The 24,085-nt window shown below is 44.9% G+C and carries 24 protein-coding genes and 1 pseudogene; 15 read left to right on the top strand and 10 right to left on the bottom strand.

Features of this window, described 5'->3' with window-relative positions; translation table 11 throughout:
• Position 1: 1 nt before the first annotated feature.
• The 7 genes from LDN30_RS11905 to LDN30_RS11875 all read right to left on the bottom strand — a co-directional run bounded on the left by LDN30_RS11905 (position 2) and on the right by LDN30_RS11875 (position 8,052).
• Complete coding sequence (locus tag LDN30_RS11905; protein ID WP_223929611.1) at positions 2 to 739, bottom strand: anti-sigma factor family protein; 738 nt, start codon at positions 737 to 739, stop codon at positions 2 to 4.
• Between the two features lie 26 nt (positions 740 to 765).
• Entirely contained in the window at positions 766 to 1,326 is a 561-nt protein-coding gene (locus LDN30_RS11900; protein ID WP_223929610.1) for a sigma-70 family RNA polymerase sigma factor, read from the bottom strand.
• Positions 1,327 to 1,337: 11 nt separating this feature from the next.
• Positions 1,338 to 2,222: a caspase family protein gene (locus LDN30_RS11895; RefSeq protein ID WP_223929609.1), complete on the bottom strand. Its 885-nt coding sequence runs from the start codon at positions 2,220 to 2,222 to the stop codon at positions 1,338 to 1,340.
• 7 nt (positions 2,223 to 2,229) lie between these two features.
• The gene (locus tag LDN30_RS11890) at positions 2,230 to 2,856 is read right to left on the bottom strand and encodes a hypothetical protein (RefSeq protein WP_223929608.1); all 627 of its coding nucleotides are present in this window, start codon (positions 2,854 to 2,856) and stop codon (positions 2,230 to 2,232) included.
• Positions 2,795 to 3,007 carry a type I restriction-modification system subunit M N-terminal domain-containing protein gene (locus LDN30_RS11885; RefSeq protein ID WP_223929607.1) on the bottom strand — a complete coding sequence of 71 codons (213 nt, stop codon included), beginning with the start codon at positions 3,005 to 3,007 and terminating at the stop codon, positions 2,795 to 2,797. The genes LDN30_RS11890 and LDN30_RS11885 overlap by 62 nt, the downstream gene beginning before the upstream one ends.
• Before the next feature lie 141 nt (positions 3,008 to 3,148).
• A complete protein-coding gene (locus tag LDN30_RS11880; protein ID WP_223929606.1) occupies positions 3,149 to 6,658 on the bottom strand; it encodes a CHAT domain-containing protein in 3,510 nt (1,169 codons plus the stop codon).
• Positions 6,655 to 8,052 (bottom strand): tetratricopeptide repeat protein, encoded by a 1,398-nt coding sequence (locus LDN30_RS11875; protein ID WP_223929605.1) that lies wholly within the window; start codon positions 8,050 to 8,052, stop codon positions 6,655 to 6,657. The genes LDN30_RS11880 and LDN30_RS11875 overlap by 4 nt, the downstream gene beginning before the upstream one ends.
• A gap of 102 nt (positions 8,053 to 8,154) precedes the next feature.
• Between LDN30_RS11875 and LDN30_RS11870 the strand changes: the two genes are divergently transcribed.
• From LDN30_RS11870 to LDN30_RS11845, 6 genes are all read left to right on the top strand, one after another.
• Positions 8,155 to 8,694 carry a phosphoribosyltransferase gene (locus LDN30_RS11870; protein ID WP_223929604.1) on the top strand — a complete coding sequence of 180 codons (540 nt, stop codon included), beginning with the start codon at positions 8,155 to 8,157 and terminating at the stop codon, positions 8,692 to 8,694.
• A gap of 67 nt (positions 8,695 to 8,761) precedes the next feature.
• The gene (locus LDN30_RS11865) at positions 8,762 to 9,457 is read left to right on the top strand and encodes a phosphoribosyltransferase (RefSeq protein ID WP_223929603.1); all 696 of its coding nucleotides are present in this window, start codon (positions 8,762 to 8,764) and stop codon (positions 9,455 to 9,457) included.
• Positions 9,458 to 9,509: 52 nt separating this feature from the next.
• On the top strand, positions 9,510 to 10,478 hold the full coding sequence (locus LDN30_RS11860; protein ID WP_223929602.1) for a DNA-processing protein DprA: 969 nt from the start codon (positions 9,510 to 9,512) through the stop codon (positions 10,476 to 10,478).
• 22 nt (positions 10,479 to 10,500) lie between these two features.
• Positions 10,501 to 10,998, top strand: a complete 498-nt coding sequence (locus LDN30_RS11855) for an HAD family hydrolase (RefSeq protein ID WP_223929601.1) — start codon at positions 10,501 to 10,503, stop codon at positions 10,996 to 10,998.
• On the top strand, positions 10,995 to 11,843 hold the full coding sequence (locus LDN30_RS11850) for a hypothetical protein (RefSeq protein WP_223929600.1): 849 nt from the start codon (positions 10,995 to 10,997) through the stop codon (positions 11,841 to 11,843). Before LDN30_RS11855 ends, LDN30_RS11850 begins: the two co-directional genes overlap by 4 nt.
• Before the next feature lie 50 nt (positions 11,844 to 11,893).
• Positions 11,894 to 12,715, top strand: coding sequence for a hypothetical protein (locus LDN30_RS11845; protein WP_223929599.1), 822 nt, complete (start codon positions 11,894 to 11,896; stop codon positions 12,713 to 12,715).
• A 1,287-nt stretch (positions 12,716 to 14,002) separates the two neighbouring features.
• Here LDN30_RS11845 and LDN30_RS11840 read toward each other — a convergent pair.
• From LDN30_RS11840 to LDN30_RS11830, 3 genes are read right to left on the bottom strand one after another with little or no spacing between them, the layout of a single operon-like run.
• Positions 14,003 to 14,221 carry a hypothetical protein gene (locus tag LDN30_RS11840; protein ID WP_223929598.1) on the bottom strand — a complete coding sequence of 73 codons (219 nt, stop codon included), beginning with the start codon at positions 14,219 to 14,221 and terminating at the stop codon, positions 14,003 to 14,005.
• The gene (locus LDN30_RS11835) at positions 14,202 to 14,816 is read right to left on the bottom strand and encodes a GNAT family N-acetyltransferase (RefSeq protein WP_223929597.1); all 615 of its coding nucleotides are present in this window, start codon (positions 14,814 to 14,816) and stop codon (positions 14,202 to 14,204) included. The genes LDN30_RS11840 and LDN30_RS11835 overlap by 20 nt, the downstream gene beginning before the upstream one ends.
• On the bottom strand, positions 14,816 to 14,986 hold the full coding sequence (locus LDN30_RS11830) for a hypothetical protein (RefSeq protein WP_223929596.1): 171 nt from the start codon (positions 14,984 to 14,986) through the stop codon (positions 14,816 to 14,818). The genes LDN30_RS11835 and LDN30_RS11830 overlap by 1 nt, the downstream gene beginning before the upstream one ends.
• Positions 14,987 to 15,231: 245 nt before the next feature.
• Here LDN30_RS11830 and LDN30_RS11825 point away from each other — a divergent pair.
• The 9 genes and pseudogenes from LDN30_RS11825 to traN all read left to right on the top strand — a co-directional run.
• Positions 15,232 to 16,887: pseudogene (locus tag LDN30_RS11825) on the top strand (TraG family conjugative transposon ATPase); the annotation flags it as partial.
• Entirely contained in the window at positions 16,869 to 17,681 is an 813-nt protein-coding gene (locus LDN30_RS11820; protein ID WP_223927712.1) for a hypothetical protein, read from the top strand. The pseudogene LDN30_RS11825 and the gene LDN30_RS11820, both read left to right, overlap by 19 nt.
• Positions 17,682 to 17,686: 5 nt before the next feature.
• Positions 17,687 to 18,370: a hypothetical protein gene (locus tag LDN30_RS11815; protein ID WP_223928317.1), complete on the top strand. Its 684-nt coding sequence runs from the start codon at positions 17,687 to 17,689 to the stop codon at positions 18,368 to 18,370.
• A 53-nt stretch (positions 18,371 to 18,423) separates the two neighbouring features.
• A complete protein-coding gene (locus LDN30_RS11810; RefSeq protein WP_223927714.1) occupies positions 18,424 to 19,116 on the top strand; it encodes a DUF5045 domain-containing protein in 693 nt (230 codons plus the stop codon).
• 62 nt (positions 19,117 to 19,178) lie between these two features.
• Positions 19,179 to 20,510, top strand: coding sequence for a TraJ family protein (locus tag LDN30_RS11805; protein ID WP_223927716.1), 1,332 nt, complete (start codon positions 19,179 to 19,181; stop codon positions 20,508 to 20,510).
• A 162-nt stretch (positions 20,511 to 20,672) separates the two neighbouring features.
• Positions 20,673 to 21,269 (top strand): conjugative transposon protein TraK, encoded by a 597-nt coding sequence (traK, locus tag LDN30_RS11800; RefSeq protein ID WP_223927718.1) that lies wholly within the window; start codon positions 20,673 to 20,675, stop codon positions 21,267 to 21,269.
• A 13-nt stretch (positions 21,270 to 21,282) separates the two neighbouring features.
• Entirely contained in the window at positions 21,283 to 21,741 is a 459-nt protein-coding gene (locus LDN30_RS11795) for a hypothetical protein (RefSeq protein WP_223927720.1), read from the top strand.
• Positions 21,742 to 21,766: 25 nt separating this feature from the next.
• Entirely contained in the window at positions 21,767 to 22,975 is a 1,209-nt protein-coding gene (gene traM / locus LDN30_RS11790) for a conjugative transposon protein TraM (protein WP_223927722.1), read from the top strand.
• Between the two features lie 23 nt (positions 22,976 to 22,998).
• Positions 22,999 to 23,916 (top strand): conjugative transposon protein TraN, encoded by a 918-nt coding sequence (gene traN / locus LDN30_RS11785; protein WP_498043770.1) that lies wholly within the window; start codon positions 22,999 to 23,001, stop codon positions 23,914 to 23,916.
• Positions 23,917 to 24,085 lie beyond the last annotated feature (169 nt).

Here is a 24,085-nt window from a genome sequence, read left to right as displayed (position 1 = left end):
ATTACTTAATTTTCTCCAACAACTCCTTTGCTTTGACATTAACAGCAGAGCCTTCCTCTGTCTTGCTTATTAACCTTGTCAGCACTCCTTTTGCAGCGTCTTTGTCGTTGTTTTTCAAGTTGGCGATAGCGAGGTTCCAGCCAATGTAGGGAGCTTCGTTTGTATAGTCATTGAAAGTGTCCATTGTTGACAACTCCCAAAGGACAGAAAGACGTTTTATTGTTGCGTCCAAATCTTTGCCATTCTGAACATTAACATAAAGCGAAGTAAGCTCTTTCGCAACAGTTTCATTTTCGGCTCCACGGGAAATAGACTGCTCGCTGACAAAGACAGAACCAAATTCATCACCCAAACCAGTAATAGTACGGAAGTTGTAGTACTGGAAGCCGACGCCGACTAATAGGAGTACGCAGGCAGCAAGGGAAACAATCTTGACTAAACGTCGGCGCAGAGGTATCACCTTTGCCTTATGTGTTACTTCGGCTGCAATCTTCCTAACGCTTTCCTCGTCAGAAGATAGCAATGCCTCCTTAATGTCCTCGTCCTGCTTCTCACCGACTTGCCTCATAGCTTTAGCAAGATGCGCTACGGCATTAGCCTGAGAACGCAACTCTTCATCTGTCTCCAGTTCTTTCTTGAATGCCGCTTCCTCGTCGGCAGTCATTTCCCCACGCAGATAAGCGGATATACGCTCATCGTTCTGGAGTTCTTTATCTGTAACCATATTGTTGTCACTCATTTCTTCACAATTGTTTTGATGTTGATTTATAACAGTGCCTTAACCAAATCGCCGTAGCGTTTACGGAACTTCTCCTGGCAACGGTGTTTAGTCACCTTGACATATCCGACCGTCTTGCTCAGCATATTGGCAAGAGTCTGCAAGGAATAGTTGTCGCGGAAAAAGCCCCAAAGCAACTCATTGCAAGGCTTGGGCAGGTCATGCACTATTTGTCTTGCAAGAGCCTCCTTCTGCTCTATTAATGACTTGGCGGAGTCTAATGTTAACAGGTTGTTGATCTTTTCATCTTTGACATCGCTCATAGCATCGAATGTGTAGTCATCATCAATGTTCACACCATGTTTCTTGCTTCTGAGCAATTCGCGTGCTTTATTTCGGCATATGCCTAGGAAGTAAGTCGAGAGGGAAGATGTCATATCCTTCAACTTCCCCTCTTTGGCATTCTTCATAAGAATGATAAAGGATTCCTGGAAGATGTCGTTGCAGTCATCGTCCGGTAGAGTGTATTGTTTTTTAAGGAAGGTTTGTACCTTTCCCCATTCTTTTTGCGCGAATTGGTTCAGCACCTTTTCGCTGTAGGTAGGCATTTGTATTGTCATTACTTGCTCCTTTCTACAACCATATTTTGCTTGACGAGTCTTCTGTCTGCGTTCATCTGTTTACGCACGTTGTCTATCCAAGCAGTATTTGAGTTCAGTTTATTATGGCTCAACACCTTATTAATATAATAGGATAATGGACCATAATATTGTTTTCCTTCTTTGATTTCTGTGTTAGTCTGGTAAGAGCGGCAGGCTTCAAGATAGCATGTCGGTGCCATATTTGTGCCGACTGGCACTTTTATTACAGGACGAGTATCTATACGAGGCATGAATGTCTTGCCGCTTCTGGAGAAACCGACATTGGAACCTCTTACATATACGCTGTCCTCGTCATCTTCGTCACCGCGAGACGCTCCACCCATGTGGCAAGCGTCAAGCACGACATAGACGAAGCCTTTCACACCTGCCTTCTTCCGTATATTGGTAATATAGACATTCAACTCGTCATCAATGATATGGTTGCGACCATCATAGACATTGGCGACATACCGTTGCCCGGCATTGTAAGGTACTATGGATTCATCCCACCCGTCAACCTCGTCACCATTTCTGTCCTCAAAAGGCTGTCCATGACCGGAGAAATGGACATACACCAAATCGCCAGGTTTTGTCTGCTTTGCCAATCGTGCGAATGCCTTTCTTACAGCTTGTGCCGTTGCCTGTTTGTTTGTCAACGTGGTAACAGTAAAGCCTTGCTTTCTTAGCGTTCCGCCAATCAATGCCACATCATTAGCTCCGTGGATGTTGTGCCAGTCCAACTGAGTCTGTTTGTATTTGGGATAATCTGACAGTCCAATGAGCAAAGCCCGCTTGCTGCCTGCAAATACAGATTGCAGACAGAACAATGTCAATGTCAATATGATGAATATTCGTAGTCTCATTCTTTCTTTATCTTTGGTAGGAGAAAAGATAGTCGGCATTGCCAAGCATCCGTGTGATGACATTCCGCATGTTGTACTTAAAGTCATCATTCTTCTGATACTCTCTGTATAGCGACATATCGCCCTTGCGTTTCTGCCGGATGATGCGGTCAATGATTTTCGTCATGATAGCTTCCGTGGCATTCTGGTCAGAGTTGCCGACTACTAGTGTCAGGTAGTCGCTGTCCTCTGCAACAGACTTGGCAATGCTGATGAGTTTCGTCTTTTGGTCATCGGACGTAGCCTCCCAACCCTTGAAGTGATGCTCGTTGAACTCGTCAAGTATCTTGTCAAGTGGGTCTTTCGTATCGTCTGGCTCACCGGCATTCACCATCTTCGCCTTTGTCGGGTCGATGACGGCGGTCTCGGCTGCCAAGTCTATATGCTCGTTCAATGCGGTACGTCGCAGTCCGTAGGTATTAAGGTCAACATCATCGAGCAAATCCTTGATGTCATCGCTTTCCGGGCCGTCAACCTTCAATTCGGGTATGAGCAAGCGCAGGAACCAGTACATCTTCTCCCAATCAACCATCTCAAAGTCCATGATGGCGGCTACACGGGAGTAGATGCTCTTGAAGTTCTTCCTCCACCTCATCCTTGGTAGGTTCGAGCAATGCGTCGAGACGAAGCAACACGACCATAGGCAGTATCACATCCCGGTATTGCCCTCTCAGATACACGTCGCGTAGCACATCATCTGCGATGTTCCAGATGAGCGAAACTATCTGATTATATGATGATTCCATATCGAGTATTGTTGTCAGGAGCTTTAGTACAAGCTCATTTTATCCACAAATTTACAACAAAATTCCGAGATATTAACGCAAAAGTGCAAGAAAATGTGATTTTCCTTCCCCAAATATGTTGATAATTGAAAAAAGACTATATTAGTCTATCATTACAAAACCAGCCCAATAATAAGGGGAGGGCATTTGTTTTTTCAAAAATTGTTGGGCTTCCCTAAATGCTTGATGTGCTTCTTTGCCATGACAAATGTTATCATAGAACAAATCCATCAGCTTCTCAGTCGCATTGTCATCTACAGGCCACAAACTCATTACCATGCTCCCTACACCAGCACGTTTGAAGCCTCTTTGCAAGCCAAATACGCCGTCAACGTAATCTGTTACGCCTAAAGCCGTTTTGCAAGCTGACAACACAACCAATTTGGAATTGGACAAGTCAAGTCGTGATATTTCATCAGCTGTCAAAATCCCATCTTCTGCATTCTGCGGAAAATTCCCTTTCCAAGTGTTATTTGCACCGGCAAACAGGAGCCCACTTAGCTGCATTGATAAGTTCATGCTAGAGTTCGAAGTAGCGTTTTGCAGATAAGTTGATTTGGTATCTTCTATTGAGGCCTCAGAAAATCCATGAGTTGCAATATGTAGAATGTCAGGGGCATTGCCGTCCATACTTTTAAACGATTCCTCATTTGCGGCATTCCCTTCATATAATGAAACTTTTATTGGCATTTCCTCAAGTTTCTTACTGACATTATTGGCTTCTGCCAAAGTTCCCGGTAATTCATGCCACCCTTGACGGTCAAGAGCTCCTCTTGTCGCTAATAAGTTATTATTGTCAGGCTCCAATTTCTCATACTTTTTGGATTCTGCTACCATATCCACAATTGGCTCATCGAAGTTTATTCCCCCATAAACCACTGCACTTTGGTATTTTACCTGTTTGTTTTTAAGGTTGATAATGTTAGCGGTAGATGTCACAGGCCGTAAGTCATAATAGTCATCCAATCTTTTCTTACCCATCGATAGTGCTTCATGGCTTATTCTACCAAGTTCACCAGTTGTAGAATAATAGACAATATCACCTTTGTGCAAAATATTCTCTAATGGTTTCCACAACATCCCGTATAACTTAGTACTGTCAGTGTCGTATATTGCAAGGTCGTATTCTCCTTTGTCATTTTCCAACAAGTCATTGAGTGAATCTTCATTGCAAAGTATCACTACTGATGGAGAGTCAAATCTTTTTCTAAATACTAAGGCCCCATAGTTAGCTCCATAATCGGCTTGGTAATTGGAAAGGGTCTTAATAAATGGTATATGGACAAATTCTAGGGCTACCTCATTATCATTAAGGGAAGATACAACATCCTTGAATGTTGGCGAGACGTTAGTTAAATACTTCTCTAAGTTTATACTGCGGGAAATATTCTTTTGCTCTACCGAGATCAATTGCCTAATCTTGGAAAGGGAGTCTTTTGGCGTTAATTTATCGCTCAACTTGTTTTTCAATTCTTTGATATGCATATAAGATGCCTTAACGTTAGAATCTGTGGATGTGCGTGAAATCCTGTCAAATATATTGGAGGAACTGAGAAGCATGTTCTTTACATATAGAGTGTTGTCATAGGCCATGATACGCAGATCAGAGCTACAACTCGGCTTATTTAGTCCTACGTTGTTTAAACTTACTAACGATTGCGAACCTTCAATCCAATAGTTTTCCCACTCGTTCTCTGAAAATGTTCCAATTAAATTGGCTAAATTGATTCTTTCCTCTTTATTGAATCTCTGAAGTTCTGTTATGAAAGTAGGGGAATCAGATAGTATCATTGCAAATAGGTATTCACGCCACATCGTACGTCGGGTATTGGCATTAGTTGCACTCTGTAATGATGAACGCAGCAACTCCATTGCTTTGGCATATTCGCCTTTGAGCAGGTATAAATCTCCTAAATTGCCAGCAGCAAGACTGTACTCCTCGTTGAAATTATTCCGCTTCGTAAAATCGACAAGATGTTGATATATGTCCAATGCCTTTTCATAGTATTTCAGATTAGTGTATATTAGTCCCAACGTGTTTGCCACTAAAGCTAAAGATCTATTGCTTAAAGTACTATCTACTGACAAGATATTATACGCTTCGTCCACATAAAGTTTCGCCTTTAAAAGTTGATTGGTCTGTGTGAAGCACAAGGCTAAATTAGCCAAGACTTTTGCATATTCTATGCTTCGCGTATCACCCACCTTTTCATAGAGTTGTTTAGAAATAGTCATGTTGTTAATAGCGGCTCCATAATTCTGCAAGTAAAAACTAACCAAGCCATATGATGCATATAGAGCACGCAGTTGATAGGTTTTCAGGTTATTTTTAAAAAGGTCTTCCAAACATTTGTTAACTACTATCTCGGCTTTAGCATATTCTCCTATACTTTCATAGCATCCTATCATTTGAGAAGTAATTCTCACGAATGTTTCCACATTTTGGTTGTTGAGACGAGTCTCATAATATGGGAATAGTTTTTCATATATTTCAAGAGCATCTTTGTCTTTACGAGCAACAGTCATTGATGTAGCATCTGTATCTAATAAAGATGCTATTGAATCATTCAATGCCACATTATTGTCTATGCCAGACATTATAGGAGTGGTACTTTCGTTAATATTATTGATTTGCCTGTAAGTCTGACTGATGTCAGACTTTAATTGAGAATCTATCGAAGGGTTATTCTCACAGATCTTAACCGCAACTTTTAGATTAACGATGGCAGAATCAGTTTCTTGCAAATTATACTGATTTTTTGCAATAAGGCATAAGGCTGCAGCGTAATAAGAACTTTGAACTCCATATTTTTCAGCACTTGCCTTTTGGTATTGCTTAGCATAAGATAAAGACTTAGAATAATTTCCTATCATGAAATAGGCCGAAGTAAGTCCATTAAGGGTTTTAATATAGTCAGCATAATTTGCTTTATCTGGTATGCTGTCGAAGTAGTCTAAGGAGTAATCCCAATAATCAGAAGCCCCTCCTAAATCATTTTTACTATATAAAAAAGTTCCTTGTAAGTAATAAGTCTCAGCAAGAACAGGGTAATTGTTGTATTGCCTAGCCAGTCGTTGAGCTTTGCCAATAATGGCAACTGCACTATCCGCCTGTCCAAGAGATTGATAGTATTGCGCTAAAGGATTTAATATCAGTAAGTAATTAAATAATTTGTCTATTCCCATTTCTTGGTAATACCAGTCTGCTGCATCCTCGCATAATTTTATGTATTTGCCATTGGCAGCAGCTGTATTAGAGCAAAAGACAAGAAAGTCCCCCCAGTCGTTCTGATAGCTTATGGTAGTGTCATTTCCAGCCAACAAACTATTCAAAACCACATGGACATCTTCTATAATGCTGTCTTTCAAGTTTATTGCTTTGTCCTGATAATACTTTTTCATTCGAGAATACGACACACCAAATGAATAGCTGTATATGCCATATCGGTATATATAGTTCTGCTTATTGCTTCGTAAATATTTTTCAGATTCTTCGTATTGATTGTGATTGAAGAGTTCTACGAAACGTGAGGATATGCTGTCTTGCGCTTCTGCATTAATTACATATAAACAGAGCACACAAAAGGCCATTATTTTTGTCAAGTATTTCATATTTTATCCTTGCATTCTTTTATGTATGATAAAGTTTTATCCATAATCTTACCATCTGTTTCTTTTTGGATGGCGGCTGATTCGTTAAGATATTGCAAAGCAACCTTGTAGTTGCCTTTTAGCATGTTTGCACGTCCGATATTATGTAAAACTGTACCATTAAGTCTCTTGTCTTGTGAAACCAATTGAACTTTCGAGAAGTAATCAAGGGCTGTGTCTGGTTTGTTAGCAAGTAGGAGTCTTACTCCAACTCGATTAATCATATAGGCATAGTTAAGAACGAAGTAGTTCTTAATGCTGTCTACGGGGCAAAGGTTGATGGCCTGCTTATAAAGATTCTCTGCTGTCAAGGAATCACCGCTGTGTTCATATGTCATCGCGGCTTGGTTTAGTACGCAACTATAATTCAAGTTACTTTCTTTATCGCAATACTTTGAGAAATAGCCAACCATGTGAGGCATTTCTTCTTTTACTTTACAAAAGGCATTTTCTTTATTATATGCTATAAAGAGGCCAAGATAAGCATCTTGCAAGATACTCTTGTTGACATTATTTGCTTTGAGCATGTCCAATATCAATTGTTTATGCTCAAATTCAGCCTCTTCATACCATCCTGTATTTTTTAGAAAGTTTGCTCGATACTCACGGTTTTTGTAGTACGTGTCCATTTCGCCTAAAGCCAAGGCTTCATTCACAATCTCTGAATAATTCTCAAAAGTCTTTTTTAGCTGTTTATGATAGTCTGATGGGTCTTCGATTACCATATAGTTGTAAAAGCATTGTTGCGTCTGATGATGAATGTCTGTTAGCAACGTGCTGTCATGTCTCGCCACAGCAATATTTGAAAGGAGTTCATAACATTGATAACCACTGGGACAAGAATCTAAAGCGTTTTCATAACAAATGATAGCATGGCGTAATGCGGATTCCGCACTATCAAGTTCTTCTAGTTGATAGTAAGCATCAGCCATGCTCTGATATACAGCCAACCATTCGCAGGACATCTCACCCCAACCGTCTTCTTCTACCCTCTTGATATACATCTTGAAATAAGGTATGCTTTCTTTGTACTTACCACAATAGTATAAGGCGGCTGCATAATAATTCAGAAAGCGAGTTCTCGTTATAAGATCTTTTTCACTTAATCCTTGCGCCTTTATCGTCTCAAGATATTGAAGTACAGGTTTGTAGTCTTCGTCAAAATTATCAGATTCTATAACATTGTTGATACTATCCAGTTGTTGACTTAGCTTACTTTGAGGTCTTGCTATCTGTACGGATAATAATGCTAAAAATAGAAAAAGGACTTTTAACCCATAGCCATTGACTAAATGGCTATGCATTCTATATTTGTGAGAGTGTATCACACTATATTGAGTTTCTGTTTTGCTCATAGCAATGTAATTTTTGCCCCAAATTTACGAATTATTTTTCATACGATGTTAACCTTATCCAACTTTCTGCCATAAAAAGTTGAATTTTAAAAATATCAAGTTATGAGGACATACAAATATGTACATCTGCTGGAGTACATTCCGGTAAGATACTCAGCAACGATCGAGCAGAAAGCTGCACGTCAAACCGTATTCGACTTCAAGGATGGTTATTGTTCAGAAAGTGTCAAACAGAGATTGACGAACATGGTGAAAACCATTATGCGGGCTGACACGAGTCGTGATTGGCGAGTCTGCTTCATTCCCGCTTCAAGTAGCATAAGGACTATAAGGCGATACAGCCGTATCGCACCTTATATCCATCAGCAAACAGGTTGCCCATGCGATATAAGCACTATATCTACAATCAACGATACAGAGCCTGGCCATTATGGCGTTAAGCCGTCTAATCCTGCTGCAAACTTTAAGATAAAGGCGGATGATGTCAAAGGCGTAAACATAATTCTAATAGATGATGTGATTACAAGAGGCAACACATTCGCCCAGACCGCTAACAAGCTCATAGCTAATGGAGCCAATGATGTCATCGGCTTGTTCCTTGCAAAGACAGTGCATCCACAAATTGCTTGTAATTATGCTTAATGCGATGTTAACCTTTAAGGGGAAAATGACATAAAGAGGCAAAGCAATTATTAAACAACATATAAAGATGAACAACTATTATTACATCACCGAGTATCTTCCTAAGAGATACGACGCTACCGCCCAGCAAGAGGCAGACAGAGAAATGTGCTACGCTTTTAAAGACGGAGTATTATCCACTTCAGTTAAGAACGCCTTCATCAAAAAGGCTGCCAGTATTGTTGGCGATGACAAGCAGAATTGGATAATCTGCTTCATTCCGGCTTCGACAAGCAATAAGACGCGTAACCGCTTCTCAAAGCTTGCATCGGCATTCCGAAGTGAAGGTTACACCGTTGATGACACTGCCATCTACAACAAGTTCGACAAGGATGCAGAGCACATCTCCGGCAAAACCAGCAACCCTATTGAGTCATTCGGCTTTGAGGATGATGATGTCAAAGGGAAGAAGGTGCTACTCATTGATGACATCATCACACGAGGAAGAACTTTCAACATGGTTGCCGACAAGCTGAAATCGGACGGTGCATCCAATGTCACGGGGTTGTTCTTGGCCAAGACTATTGAGCCGGATTACCATCCCTACGCCAACGACGACTACTATGACGACCCGGAGGATTACTACGAGCCCGACTACTATGACGAGCCTGAGACATACGACGATTACAACGGAACGTATGTACAAGACGTGGAGGGCTGGAGTGACCAGGACATAGACACCGTCCTCGACGGTGAGCCTGACGCATACTGGAATATCGACTAACAACAATAAGGCAAGGGAGCGTAGAACCTCTCTTGCCATAAGAATGAATATTATGGCATTAAGCACTGAAATAATAATAACATTACAACAACTGAAGGGGGTTGGCAAGCATACGATACTTTCAATTGCAAGAAGTATTTCCGCAACATCTATGGATGAATTGTTGGAGAACTGGGAAACTTTGAAAGCCCCAAGGTTGAAGAAGATTACTCGAGATGACCTAATGTATGCTAATCAAAAGGCCTTGCAGATTATTAATACAAGTGAGGAACTTGGCATTGGCATTATCTCATACTTCGACGACGCATTCCCACAATTATTGAAAGATTGCGTCAATGAGAAGGGAAAAGTTGACCCGTCTCTGGTGTTGTATTACCGCGGAGACCTTAAAATCTTATCCTTGCCAGGAGTCGCTGTCATAGGGACTCGTGAGCCAACATCAACTGGAGTGAACGCTGGCAAATACTTCTCTGGCAAGTTAGCAGAAAGAGGGTTCAATATAGTTTCGGGACTCGCAGTAGGCTGCGATACCTCCGGGCATGAAGGTGCATTGGATGCAGGTGGGGTGACAACGGCTTTTCTTGCAACAAGCCTTGCATGGGATGACATTTATCCGCAAGAGAATTTGGAGTTGGCCAAGAAAATTGTGGAAAACGGTGGACTTTTATTGTCAGAGTATGCCATAGGGCAACACTCCGGCAGGTATAATTTTGTAGAGAGAGACCGACTTCAGGCAGGCTTATCTTATGCTACAGTAGTTGTTCAAACCGGAATTCATGGTGGCACCATGCATGCCGTCAACGCTACTCTGCAAGCTCACAAGCCACTTTATGTCGTTAAGTTTAAGAGAGATGAGGATTTGGATAATCCGAAAACACAAGGCAATTCCAAACTTCTGAAAGGCGGAAAAGCTATGCCGTTATGTTCTTCCAATGTTGATAAGACCATACTCCGTATCAAAGAAGTAGCTGCCAGTTATCAACCCTTGCAAAAGGAACTCTTGCTTTTTGCGACTGTATGACATTCTCTAAAAACATCAGGCTATGAAAAGTGTTATCTTTGATTTAGACCTCACGTTGGTTGACACGACATGCCTTGAAGATGCGAGGCACAACAGAAACTGGCAAGAAGCATACTCTCTGATACCCAATACGAGAATGTATGATGGCATAAAGGATGTTTTGGACTTGATAGGAAAGAACAACATTCAAACTGCTATCGTGAGCACGGCACCAAGAACATACGTGGAAAAGCTTGTCGCATATTACAAAATTCCGGCTCAATTCATAGTCAGTTATCATGATGCTAAGCCAATCAAACCGCATCCTGCACAGATGATTAAAGCCTTGCAGCTAATGAATACAGACCCGATGAATGTAGTCAGTTTTGGAGATAGGTGTATTGATATACAAGCCTCAAATGCAGCGGGCATTGAGAGTATCGCTTGTCTTTGGGGGACAAAGGAAAGACATCAGCTTCTCCGTTCTCCATACAGGCACATAATAGTAAGACCACAAGAAATACTGACTCTTATAAGATGAGAGCAATTAAGATAATTGTATCGAAAGACGGATATAGTTTGATTAAAACTTCCGTTTTATTAAACGACCAATGGCATGAAGGATATTTTATTATAGATACAGGTTCTTCAAGAAGTATGGTCTCTGTTGATGCTGGTTCGATTTCCAATGGAAAAGAGGAAATACAAGGCATTGACGGTAAAGGTTCGCATGGGGAAAGGAGTTTCACAAAACTGATGATTTGCGAGACTTGTTTTCCATTTCCTTGTTTACGAATTAAACGTCAGCAAATTCCCAAAGTAGAATACTCTGCCATTGGTATTATAGGAACTGATTTCTTGCTTCGGAACAACCTTATAATTGATTATTCTAAGAAATCGTTGTATAAAGGCAGAAAGTCTTTTTCTATATCTCGACAAATGGACAGATACGCCTTATGTAAAATGGAACTGGGGTTAAAGGGCTATGGCATACCAGTTATGGCTTCGATAATTGAAGGTCAATGTTTTTTCCTCATTGCTGATACTGGTTCAGTGGTGAATGTTATTAGTAAGGATATTGAACGTTCTTTAAAGCTCTCAGATTCAATCCCATGTGCATTATCTATAGTTGAGGGAATTGGCGGCACAATGACCATAGCGGAAACCAAGACTGCACTGCAGATTATATTACTGCATAATGGAAAGGCCATCAATTATGCCATGAAAGGTATTTATGGTATTAAACAGAATGCCGGAAAAATAATAAGGAAAGAGACCGCAAACTATGAAATAGATGGAATAATAGGGAACAAGATTCTGATACAAGGGAACTGGATTCTTGACTATTGCAATAGAATCATGTATTCTACCTCTATACAATGTTAACCTTTTGGGTAAGTCTGTCATAAAGGGATGAAAACAAAAACAAATTGAATATGAAGACGGAAGTTAAAAACGTACTAAAAAGTTGGAGGTCATCTCTTGAGCGTTACGGCAAGTTAGATGCATGGAACCTGAATGAGAGTTTTTCCATTCTTGGTAATTATCTAAGAAGCCACGATGACAATAGAAACGTCATGAACAAAGTTAGACAAATTCGTGACTCTGCTATATGTCCATCTTACAATGCAGATAGCTTGAAGAGCTGTATAGATGAAGTCTTAGAAATGGTCATGCCAAAAGCTACAGTCAATGTATGTATGGTTACAAAGAAGAAAAACGGGCGCATACTTTTTGAAGGACAGAGCGTACGCTTCAAGGCTGAGACTCATAGGATTTTTGGTGAGAGATTGAAGTTTAGGGATGGCATGCTCCTAAGAAACTTCGACATTGAGACGGAAAATGCCAACGATTCCAGAAAAGTCAGGCGAATAGTCGAGAAAAGGATGTGCCAGGCATATCATCGTCAAAATAAGGGCTTATGCAAAGACGAGCAATCGAACAGTAACCGCTACTGGATGCACAGGGCTACATCATACCAATTACATAACATTGGTCAAGTGGAACACGTCAAGAACGTTTCAAGAGGCTTGTCAACTCATTACAAAAAGGAGTACGACCCGTTAACTGGGGAGATTGTCTTCAAGAAGAAAATGACTTACCAGACTCGCGAAGAAGCTTTGGAGGCAATAAAAACATGGAATATTACTCATCCCGAGGATAGTGGTAATATGCAAGCTTACCAATGCTCCAAATGTCATAAATGGCATATTGGGCATAAAGTTCAATCTATCGAGTTGAAAGTAGTAGAAGTTTAAAAGCATGTGTCAAAGTTAGCAAAGAGGGTATGTCATAAGATAGTTACATACCCTCTTCGCTTGACTTCTTTTCAATTTTCAGAATTCTTTGTCGCGTCAAGAACTATCTCAATGAGTTGGTCAATTTCTGCATTTACCCTGCTGAAGTTGGGATTAAGCATGATTTCCTTGTCTCGTTGGTTCTTGAGGGCATTGATTTTCGGGAGCCTTGGAAACGAACTTCTTCCTTCTTGATTTTGCCTTGCAAAAATACTTTGTCGTCCGTAATTTCCATACACGTGCTCTTACGTCACAAACTCTGTCTCTCAGCTGTTAGAACCAGTTTCATTATCGGATTCGGGGTTTCCAATAAAAATCAGTCTGTGGATAACCAGCTCTAATGTTTATTTGGTTATCTTTCTTGTCCTTCTTTGTCAGAGTGACATTGTGGCCAAACTTTGTGAGTTCGGCTTTAAGGTAGTTCCAGCTTCATTTCTTGTTTTTGCAGATTATATACAGATCTCCAAGTTCATTATAGCTCTCATCCGTCAGCACGCGATATACGCATTTCAGCAAAGAATCCCCAACAGCAACCAGTGCATTCCTCCTACCTCTGCGCAACTCGATACGATTAAAGGTAAGCCATCAGCCTCCCGCATGTATCAACTAGAGGTACTCTGTATTTGTGTTCATCCAAAATATTTGGATGATTATTGGAATTCTTGGTGTTCATATCCAACAACCAAAAGATTTTTGCAATAAAGTTGGATGGAGACTATATAAGACCCTTCTCATTTAGATTTTGTGGAAGAAAGTCCGCTATATCACGTGAGTTGTCATTGTCGTATTCGTGGATGTGGCTTAATAGGTAAAGCATCCATTTCTTTGGATCGACATTTGCCAATTTACAGCATCATGCCTTGAGCGCATACCAAGAGATAGACGTGGACGCTTGTTGCATAGACCTTGTATATAGGTTGACAATTGTGCGTTCTTTCTTTCCATGTACTACTTTTGTTGGTCAGTATATGGAAGTAGAAAAGAAGAAGCCAGCTCACATAGGGGCCTCCTTATGGCATATGGCACTAGTTCCAGACCCAGGGTACTACTACAACTCTCCTTTTGGCTATTCTTATTGGCGGCTCTTTTTGCAAAGCAAAAAAACATCCATAACATCCAACTGAATTCAAGAATTATTTATTTCACAAAGTAAAAAAGTTGTTATTCATAAGATTATCATAAGGATTGTCTGAACGGTATCGAATAGAAAACATTTGGGTATGGCATGCTCAAATAATAAAATCGGAATCATTTTCCAGCCATCGTCACCTCTCTGAGCAGTCGTTCAGACAACTCATCAAAGGAAGTTCCTTCTGGTATCTTTCCTCCAGCTAGCTCATTGGCCACTTTTGACATGCATACTGCACCGACAGCTGCCATGGTTGACAGGTGCAGCTTATTGGCAATGTACGTTGTGAGCCTTGACAGCAATTTCTCTATTTCGGGTTTATCTGTTATTGTTTGCATCTGAAGTAGATAAATCCATCAAATCAAAATACATCAGTCTCGTATCTAACTCGACGGGCTCGCCCTTCTTACCGCCAGTATAGATAAACTCTTGTTCCTCCGAAGTGAACAAGAAAACAAAGCCATTCTTTTGATAGAATTGAAGGACATTTGGATCATTTACGGCATCGACAACGACAAACCGACATCCAGTCTTGTTGTCAAGAGACAAGAACCATTGCTTGATAAACAGAAGGGCCTCACTTCCTATACCTTTATGTGAGTATTCTTGGTTAACCGCCAATCGTCCGACAAGTACTCCTGGGTATCTGCGCATATGCTTGTGCGTCATATGCTTCATGTAGTCGCGCCTACTACGCGGAAGGTCATAAACACGTATGCTGTCGTTTGATACTGTGAAAGCACAGACGATGATAGATGGGTCTTCCTCTAAGACAAAGCAATAACTCTTGCCCATGAGATTGTAACTGAACTTTGTTACATCCTCATGGAAAAACTCATCCAAATCGTTATTCCCACAATAAAAAGGCTTACTGGCAGCAATCTTCTCGTCAGTAAGCTCTTGAAACAAACAGCGCTCGTCAAGAAATCCCATTATTTTGCCATTCCTGATTTACGCAGAATGCTCTGCATCGCCTTAAATGCGGGCGTATTCTCTATGCCGTCAAAGCCATTGAACTTGCGTTCTGCTTCATCAGCACGTTCTATGAATCTTTCTGCATCCTTACCTTCCAAGGTAGGTATTGCCTTAATTTCTATTGCCATAATCTTCCTTTCTTTTTTGCAAAGGTAACTATTTGTTTTGAAATGGCAAGCATAAAGGGCCATTTTCTTAAAATAGGAGCCATCTCTGACATAAAATAATATTTAAAATTCAAGTACCAACTTTTAAAGTTTACTAATGCGATAACGTGTCAATAGCATAGAATGTCAATAATTTACTGGATTCCTACGTGAATATTTTTGTACCATTTACCTTGTAACTGTTTGATTATCAAGTAACATTTTATTTCCACATGAACAGCGTCGTCCGCCAGCTCCTGGAGCAGAACACCGATGTGGTCATGGTCGATACGGGCGACAGCTACGAGGGTATATGCCGCTATTTCAAAGGCACTTACATTACCTACTCCAAGGAGAAGCCCATTTCGATGAACCCGTTCAAGATAACGGACACCGAGTATGCCCAGAACTTCGGCGAGAAGAAGAACTTCCTCAAGTCGCTCATCTTCCTCATCTTCAAGGGCAGCGAGGCACCCACGAAGATAGAGGACAAGATCATCAACCAGACCATTGTCGAGTACTACGAGTCGTACTTCGCCCCGTTCAAGGAGTTCACCGACACAGAGCGCGACCAGCTCCGCAAACGCTTGCTCTTAGAGGACAAGAAGAACGGCACCTACGAGAAGCACAGCAAGGAACTCGAAGAAAAATACAAACATACAGAGTATGACTATGAAACCAACATCCCCACTTCCGAAACACCCGAAGGTCCATCTGCCTTTGGCGGACAGGATACTGAATACAGTTCTCTCCATACTGTTGCTGGCAGTCGTGTGGCCGGTGATGGTCCTTTACATACTGCTGAGGAAAAGGAAGCCTACGCACGAATCCAGCGGAAGGTGAACAAACTCCACGACCTCATCAACGACAAGGCCGCCACCGACGGTGAGAAGGTTGCCGCCAACCGCCAGCTCATGCGCCTCATGCCCCAGCTCATCGAGGGCAACTACCTCATTACCATCGAGCATCGTATCGACCGCATGGAGAAGCAGCGCCGGAAGATGCACGTTGACAACCTCAGCTTCAACAGCTACTACGAGTTTGCCATCGAGCGCATCCCGCAGATTATGAGGGAGAAGAGCATCACCTTCGACATCGACAACTTCGCTGCCATATTGGAGCAGTTCTATAAAGGAGGAGAACTTGAGCACACGCTGAACAACGACGTTGATGCCAGCCTCTTTGACGAGAAGTTCATCGTCTTCGAGATTGACAAGATCAAGGACGACCCCGTGCTGTTCCCAATCGTCGTGCTCATCATCATGGACGTGTTCCTGCAGAAGATGCGCATCAAGAAAGGCCGCAAGGCACTCATCATTGAGGAAGCATGGAAAGCCATCTCTTCACCGACCATGGCAGAGTATATCAAGTACCTCTATAAGACGGTGAGAAAGTTCCACGGCATAGCAGGAGTAGTAACTCAAGAATTGAATGACGTGATAGACTCACCGATTGTCAAGGAAGCTATCATCAACAACTCTGACGTGAAAATCCTCCTCGACCAGTCTAAGTTCAAGGACAGATACGATGCCATCAGTGCCATTCTCGGACTGACGCAGGTACAGAAGCAGCAGATTTTCACCGTCAATGCCCTCAACAACCACGAGGGCCGGAACTACTTCAAGGAGGTGTGGATATGCCGTGGCCAGTACTCCGATGTCTATGGCGTGGAGGAACCGCCCGAATGCTACTGGGCCTACACTACGGAACGGGCCGAGAAAGAAGCGCTGAAAGTCTATGAGCAGCATTACGGAGACATCCAGACCGCCATCACAAAAATTGAGGAAGACCGCAAGAAGTTGGGCATCAAGAAGTACCTTGACTTCGCGGTCAAAGTGAACAAACAACAGAAAATCATGCCACTATGGGACAAATCAGACTGATAAGACAGACTATGCCAAAAGGCAGCCGCAATCATAGCAACCATCGCTATGTCATCACGGCGGCCATGCTTCTCTTTGCCACCTCTCAGGCTTTTGCCGGATGGCGCTTGGTCTATGACCCTTGGACTACCGGGCAGGTCGGTGCCAACACCACCGCCCAGAAGCTCATCGAGAACAAGCACAACGAGCGGCTCGACACCATCTCTGAAAAGCAGAAGAAAATCTTGCAGTACACCGCCACGATGGAAGGCATCAAGGAACTCTACCATCTGACGATGACCAACGTCCGCGGCTTCGGTGAGGAGTCGGCCTACTACAAGGAAATCTTCCTCCTAAGTGCCGACATCCTCTCTGGCATCCCCACGGTGACGAAGTACATCGCTTCCAATCCCGTGAAGAACTACGTTCTCTGCCTGAACGAGCTCGCCGACATTGTCATCGAGACCGAAGGACTCATCCATGACTTCATCGACGTGGTGAACAACGGCAAGATACGCCTTCCCGACAATCCCATTATCCGACAGAAGATACCCAACGGCGGCGGACGCTACAATATGGGCCAGGGCGACGGCTACAACTTCATGGATCGTTACACCCGTCTGACGCTGGCCAACAAAATCTATAGCCGTCTGTTGGAGATGAAGTACAAAATGGACGTGATGGTGATGATGTGTCAGTTCGGCACCTGGGGCGAGGTGTTCTTTGCCATAGACCCTGAGAGCTGGGCCTCCGTCTATCAGGCAAGCAACATGGTGGACGACATTATCAACGACTGGAATAACCTTGGAACATGAAAGCTATGAAGTACCATACCATTATAATCTGCATCCTGGCCATTGCCATCCTCTACCCCTCGAAAGCCCATGCCTTAGACTACCCCAACGACCAGCCTACCATCGAGGCACTCATCTCGCTGCACAAGCTCATCAAGAAGGAAGAGGAGAAGGCACTGGAGAAGGTGGCGGCAAGCTATGGCGAGCAGAGCCTTGTCACCAAGGGCGCGACGAAGTTCAACGACGTGCGCATGACCTTGAATTCCAAGCTCAACAACGCCTACAGCTACGTCATCCTCGGCACAGCACTGGCATCGACGGGCACCGACCTCTACAGGCTCATTGATACCTATGCCGAGTTCACGAAGAACACGGCAAAGTACGCCTTTAAGAAGCCTGCCGTGGCATGGTACTATACCGAGGCCAACTTCGCCTGTGCCCGTGAGATAAAGAACATCAAGCAGATGTACGTCACCCTCACCGCCAGCGGTCTGAACGTGATGCGTGCCAGCATGGACGAGAAACTGGAGCTTGTCAACACCCTCCACAGCTACATCTCCAACATGCTCGGCATTATTGACTCCGCCAACCTCTGGTGCAGCATCGTTGTCATGGGCGGCTTTCACTATGACTACATTTGGGACATCCTCAACAGCGACGTGAAGGACGAGATAGCGAAAAAAGTCATCGACAAGTGGTACGATGCGTAAGACCTTTATTAAAGAACTGAATATCAACCAATAAGAAATAAAACGACAATACCATGAAAAACAAGATTGGTTCCATAATGATTCTCTCAGCTCTCGCTTTCCCCGTCGGGGAAGGCGGGAGTGCTTATGCCCAGAAGGTCGTCCACGACAAGCAGAAGGAAAAGCAGTGGCGGAGCATGGAGACCGGTCCCTGGGACTTCGCTCCCGACTGGTACTACTACTTCCTCCACAAGAAATACTCCGGTGCCGAGACCTACTGGAAGTGGTCGGGCTTCAAGTCCGGCTACCGTGTCCGCTTCAAGGAGCACAAGTCCAATGTCAAGACCGTCATGCCCCGCCGTGTGGCGCAGGAGGAGACGCAGAAGGAGAAAATCAAGAAAGTCGAGGAAGAACGTGAAAAAGTCAAGGAGATGCACGACGAGGAAGTTATCCGTGCCGCCGACCGCAACGTCGACCTTGTCTATCACTCCTTCAAGGACGATTTTACACGTATGCAAAAGTCCATCACCGAGGGACTCGCCTACTGCCTGACGAAAAGCAAGGGCAAGATGGCCCCACAGGTCAGCGAGCTCCAGCGTCAGAACGACATGATCTGCCAGTCCATCGCCTACACCCACAAGCAGGGCATTGGGAATGAACTTGAAAACTCCAAACGGCAGGAAGCCTATGTAGAGTACAAAAAACAAATGGAGCAGCTTGTCTCCCGTGTGGCCCACCTTGTCGGGATGGCTCAGCAATACTACTAAAAGGTAAAGAGGTAAAAAAGTAAAAATCAAAGCATTATGCAGAATTAATCAAGTAGAATACCATGATAGACTTACAATTATCTTCACTATTCATCAACCAGCTGCTGACGATGGGACTTCCTGCCATCGACGACAGTCTGATGCGTCTGCTGACGGCCATGGAGACCTTCCCCAAGTCCGCTATTCTCGGCAGTGCCATCAGCTTTGCCAAGATGCTCGGCTTGTTGCTCGCCCTCTGCATGGGCTCCTACGAGTGCTGGATGATGATGCTCGGCCGCCGTGGCATGGACGTGATGAAGCTCGCCCGCATCATCGGCCTCTCCCTTTGTATCACCTACAGCAGCTACATCTGCGAGTCGCTCAAAATGCCCGGCAAGGGACTGGAGGAGGTGACCCGGCAGATGGCTCAAAGCAAGAACAGAGAGGTCGCCGCACTGGAGCTGAAGGTCGCCCAAAAGCAGGACGACTATCTCAAACGGCTCCGGCAGGTGCAGGACAGTATCGAAACCGCCAAGCAGGTGCAAGAAATCGGTGAGGATGCCCACTGGTGGGATAAGCTCATATATAACATGGAGAATCTTGGTTCCACCATCAACAACTACGCTCAGCGTGCCGCCGTTGCCGCCGAGACCAAGGTCAGTGAGTGGATCAACGACGTGATACGGTTTGTCGGCGAGCTCATCTTCCAGATGTCCTACTACGGCATGCTCGTCGCCCAGCGCATATTCATGACCATCCTCGCCACCTTTGCACCGATTATGTTCGCCCTCAGTATCGTACCTCCCTGGAGCAATGCCTGGGCCCAGTGGATGGGCAAGTATCTTTCATTGTCCCTATGGGGATTTGTTGTGTACTTCTGTTTATACTACATCGACTTCATCCTGATGTACAACCTCATGGAGGACATCAAGGCCTATGACACCCTATTGAGAGGAACTGTCAACTCATGGCAGCAGATAGGCGCGTTGGGATTGCAGGGCATCGGCTCTAACTGTATGTATGCCATGGGTATGCTCGTGGGTGCGTATGTCCTCCGTTTCGTGCCCGAAGTAGCCTCATGGCTCATCCCCGGCGGTATCAGCTCCAGCGCAGGCACGGCTTCCGGCAGCATGGCACAGACCCTCGTCTTTGGTGGCGCAAGCTATGCGATGGGTGCGGCAACCACGACGGCAGCGGCAGGAGCGGCAGTCGCCACCGGAACAGCCTCAATCATCGGTGCGGCCCAGCAGTCGCACAGCGATGGTGGCAGCGGCTTCAACCAGACTGCCCGTACCATCATGGCACAGACAGGCCTTGGAGCTTCCTACAGCCGTGGCGCGGATTCTGCCCGCAGTATAAATAATGTGGGCAAGTCCGACTCCAACTATAAGCCCGGAGGAGCCGATGGGAGTTAGGAGTGAGAAGTGAAGAGTTAGGAGTTGCCGAGCCAACGCGAGGCAGCTCCCAATCTCAAAACTCACAGATAGAAAAATGTGATCCAGCCACAATAACTCCTACTTCCTAACTCAACAAAAATTCCTAACTTCTAATTTCTAACTTCTAACTCACATAACGTTATGTTGATACAATCCTTAGAACAGAAAACCAAACTGGCCTTGACGACCGTCATCCTCACTCTGGCGGCTTGCACTGCCATCTGCATCTTCACTATCTATCAGAGTTCAAAGCTTGTCAGTGAGGAGCGTAGTCAGATATATATCCTCGACGGCGACATTCCCTTCCTTGCCGAGCGCAGCTTGCAGGAGGCCAACTTCGTGATGGAGGCCAAAGCACATATACAACTCTTCCATCAGTACTTCTTCAACCTGCCTCCCGACGACGACTACATCAAATGGACACTCGGCAAGGCCCTCTACATGGCTGACGGAACGGCGATGAAGCAGAAGCAGGCTATGGAAGAAAACGGTTTCTACTCCGATATTATCTCTTCTTCCGCAGTTTGCACCATCAAGTGCGACTCCATCCAGTTTAACGAGCACGACCGAAAGTTCAAGTACTTTGGTACGCAGCTCATCAAGCGTCGCAGCCGTGACCTCAAACGTTCCATCATCACCGTGGGCGAGATTGAGAACGTGCCAAGAACACAGAACAATCCACATGGACTGCTCATAACGAACTGGCGTACACTTGAAAACAAAGATTTGGATTACTAATAAATTGAATACTATGAAGATATTTAAGCGAAGCAAAGAAAAGAAAGATGCCAAGATCGTGGCTGGCATTAAATCATTGACTGATAAGTTCAAGCTCAAAGACAAAATAGCCAAGGCCAACCAGTGGGCAGACAAACACAAGAAAAGAGTGTCCGTCATCACCATCAGTATGCTCATGCTCTCACTGATCGTCGGCACTTGGCTCACCCTTACCTCCACCTACAACGAGTCCGACATGATGATCGGTCTTTCCGACGTGAAGCCCGCCTTCGACGGCATCCGCCGCATCCAGCGTCTGAAGTCCATGCAGGTGGACCAGACCGTAGAACTCACCAACAAGGGCCAGCAGCTCAAGCACGACCTCGACTCTCTCGTCCGTCTGCCCGTCAAGAGCCATAAGGACTCCGTGGACATCATGGTGAAGTACCGCCAGTTGGAACTCGTGGTAAAGTACCTCGACAATAAGCAATAAACCAATCACAATAAAAAAGTATGATATGAACTTACAGAAACTCAAGCGTCTGAACCTCAGACAACCCAAGTACATTTTCCCTCTGGTCATCTTCCTGCCCCTGTTGGGGCTCATCTACTTCGGCATGGAGACCTTCAAGGGCAACGGCAAGACCACCGGGAACGTCGTCACCGACTCCATCAACATGAGCATCCCCGATGCCCGTGCTGAGGGCATGGACAACAAGATGACGGCGATGAACAAGCACTTTGCCGAGGATGGAGCCTTTACCGCTGTTGACGGCATCGGTGACGAGTACGAGCAGAAGGACACCACCGGCAGCGGCTACAACGACGAGGAGCGGCAGCGCATCGATGCCATCAATGCCGAACGCCTCCGCCAGATGAAAGCCGAGGAGGACCTCCGTGAGCGCCAGCGTGCCAACATGAACCGTATCAACGGCTATGGCAGAGGCGGCTATGGCAGCAGTGGCAGGAGCCAGCAGGAAGACCTCAACGCCTATGCCCGTGAGCTCGACCGCATCCAGAACCGCAGCTTGGAACGACAACGGCAGTACCAGGCCGAGCAGGACCGCAGAGACAAGGAAGAGGAAGCCGAGGAAAAACGCCAGCGGCAGGAGATGATCGACGCACTCACCGGCAACACCAAGAAGAAAGGCAAGAAGGAAGAAAAGGCCGAGATTGTCGAGAAAGTCAAGGAGGACAACTCCGAGAAGTTCAACACCGTTGCCAGTACCGAGAATGTCGATGAGCCGCTCATCAAGGCTATGATAGATCGCACGACCAAGGCACATGAGGGTACCCGTCTCCGCTTCAAGCTCCTCGACGACGTGACCGTGAAGGGCATCCGACTGAAGAAAGGATCCTACCTCTACGGCATCGTCACCGGCTTTGGACAGCAGCGTGTCAAGGCGAGCATCACCAGCATCCTTGTCGGCAACAAGTTCATCAAGGTCGACCTCAGCGTCTTCGACAACGACGGCATGGAAGGCTTCTACGTTCCCGAATCCACCTTCCGTGAGATGGTGAAGGACGCTGGCTCCAATGTCGCTGGCCAGAGTGTCCAGTTCGACGTGAACGGTACCGGCGGCCTGTCCCCTGAGATCATCGCCCTGCAGGCCTTGCAAAACATGTATCAGTCTGCCAGCTCAGCCGTGTCGAAAAACATCCGTAAGAACAAAGCTAAAATCAAGTACAACACCATTGTCTACCTTATAAACACACAGAACGAATGAAAAAGATTATTATCATGGCACTGATGGCTGTCGCCATCCTGCCAACCCATGCAGAAAACACCATTACAGTTGACGGCCTCACAAATAGTGAGAAGAAAGAGAAAAACGACACCATCCGTATCCGTTACATCCACCGCCTTACGGAGGATGACGCCCGTATCTTCGAGCGCAACCTTCAGAAAACAGTTATCTACGTCAATGACCAGGTGACCACCCACCTCATCATGCCGGAGAACATCAAGCTCGTGGACATCTCCACTGACAAGCTCGTCGGCAACCAGTGTGCCGACAACATCGTCCGTCTGAAGCCCAAGTCCACGCTGATGGACAACGAACTGGCAGGAACAGTAACGGTCATCGGTGAGCGCCATATCGCCCAGTTCACCGTCTACTACACGAAAGCTCCGAAGCGTGCCCACTCCGTCTATACCGTCGGCCAGGACGACATCCGCGACTACACCAATCCGGAGGTGAGTATGACGCAGAGCGATATGTCCCGTCTCTGCTGGTCAATCTTCACGAGCCGTCGCAAGTGCTTCCGTGTACATAGCAAACAGTACGGCATCCGTGCGCAGGTGAACAACATCTATACCGTCGGCGACTACTTCTTCATCGACTTCTCGTTGCAGAACAAGAGCAACATCAAGTACGACATCGCCGAGATCCGACTGAAGCTGATGGACAAAAAGGAACTCAAGGCCACGAACTCGCAGACCATCGAGCTCACACCGGTGTACATGGTCAATCATGCCGACCACTTCACCAAGGCCTACCGCAACGTCATCGTCCTCAAGAAGCTCACCTTCCCTGAAGAAAAGAAGCTCCGCCTTGAAATCACCGAGGACCAGATAAGCGGCCGCGTCAGCTATCTCGACATCAACTACCGTGACATCCTCAATGCCGACAGCTTTGCACCGGAGCTGCTGATAAACCTGCAATAGAACTTTTCAAAGTTTAAGCAAATATGCTGTCTTGATGCGTGGCAGAAGCCAACGAAATCTGCGACAAATGCCAACGACTTGCATGGCAAAGGCCAGCGATGTCGTTGGCAAATGCCGTGCATCAACAATCCAACCGTGCGAAACTCCTAACTCCTATTTCTTAATTTCT

Source organism: Prevotella lacticifex (assembly GCF_019973375.1).
Taxonomy (GTDB): domain Bacteria; phylum Bacteroidota; class Bacteroidia; order Bacteroidales; family Bacteroidaceae; genus Prevotella; species Prevotella lacticifex.
The sequence above is the reverse complement of the archived record's forward strand: the minus strand, read 5'-3'. Positions and strand labels throughout refer to the sequence as shown.

Coding starts and splice junctions, on each gene's coding strand:
- LDN30_RS11890 (WP_223929608.1), bottom strand. CDS start 2,856: ATGAGGTGGAGGAAGAACTTCAAGAGCATCTACTCCCGTGTAGCCGCC.
- LDN30_RS11875 (WP_223929605.1), bottom strand. CDS start 8,052: ATGAGCAAAACAGAAACTCAATATAGTGTGATACACTCTCACAAATAT.
- LDN30_RS11905 (WP_223929611.1), bottom strand. CDS start 739: ATGAGTGACAACAATATGGTTACAGATAAAGAACTCCAGAACGATGAG.
- LDN30_RS11865 (WP_223929603.1), top strand. CDS start 8,762: ATGAACAACTATTATTACATCACCGAGTATCTTCCTAAGAGATACGAC.
- traM (WP_223927722.1), top strand. CDS start 21,767: ATGAACTTACAGAAACTCAAGCGTCTGAACCTCAGACAACCCAAGTAC.
- LDN30_RS11900 (WP_223929610.1), bottom strand. CDS start 1,326: ATGCCTACCTACAGCGAAAAGGTGCTGAACCAATTCGCGCAAAAAGAA.
- LDN30_RS11855 (WP_223929601.1), top strand. CDS start 10,501: ATGAAAAGTGTTATCTTTGATTTAGACCTCACGTTGGTTGACACGACA.
- LDN30_RS11895 (WP_223929609.1), bottom strand. CDS start 2,222: ATGAGACTACGAATATTCATCATATTGACATTGACATTGTTCTGTCTG.
- LDN30_RS11815 (WP_223928317.1), top strand. CDS start 17,687: ATGAAGTACCATACCATTATAATCTGCATCCTGGCCATTGCCATCCTC.
- LDN30_RS11810 (WP_223927714.1), top strand. CDS start 18,424: ATGAAAAACAAGATTGGTTCCATAATGATTCTCTCAGCTCTCGCTTTC.
- LDN30_RS11850 (WP_223929600.1), top strand. CDS start 10,995: ATGAGAGCAATTAAGATAATTGTATCGAAAGACGGATATAGTTTGATT.
- LDN30_RS11830 (WP_223929596.1), bottom strand. CDS start 14,986: ATGGCAATAGAAATTAAGGCAATACCTACCTTGGAAGGTAAGGATGCA.
- LDN30_RS11820 (WP_223927712.1), top strand. CDS start 16,869: ATGGGACAAATCAGACTGATAAGACAGACTATGCCAAAAGGCAGCCGC.
- LDN30_RS11845 (WP_223929599.1), top strand. CDS start 11,894: ATGAAGACGGAAGTTAAAAACGTACTAAAAAGTTGGAGGTCATCTCTT.
- LDN30_RS11870 (WP_223929604.1), top strand. CDS start 8,155: ATGAGGACATACAAATATGTACATCTGCTGGAGTACATTCCGGTAAGA.
- LDN30_RS11795 (WP_223927720.1), top strand. CDS start 21,283: ATGAAGATATTTAAGCGAAGCAAAGAAAAGAAAGATGCCAAGATCGTG.
- LDN30_RS11805 (WP_223927716.1), top strand. CDS start 19,179: ATGATAGACTTACAATTATCTTCACTATTCATCAACCAGCTGCTGACG.
- LDN30_RS11880 (WP_223929606.1), bottom strand. CDS start 6,658: ATGAAATACTTGACAAAAATAATGGCCTTTTGTGTGCTCTGTTTATAT.
- LDN30_RS11840 (WP_223929598.1), bottom strand. CDS start 14,221: ATGCAAACAATAACAGATAAACCCGAAATAGAGAAATTGCTGTCAAGG.
- LDN30_RS11860 (WP_223929602.1), top strand. CDS start 9,510: ATGGCATTAAGCACTGAAATAATAATAACATTACAACAACTGAAGGGG.
- traN (WP_498043770.1), top strand. CDS start 22,999: ATGGCTGTCGCCATCCTGCCAACCCATGCAGAAAACACCATTACAGTT.
- LDN30_RS11885 (WP_223929607.1), bottom strand. CDS start 3,007: ATGGAATCATCATATAATCAGATAGTTTCGCTCATCTGGAACATCGCA.
- traK (WP_223927718.1), top strand. CDS start 20,673: ATGTTGATACAATCCTTAGAACAGAAAACCAAACTGGCCTTGACGACC.
- LDN30_RS11835 (WP_223929597.1), bottom strand. CDS start 14,816: ATGGGATTTCTTGACGAGCGCTGTTTGTTTCAAGAGCTTACTGACGAG.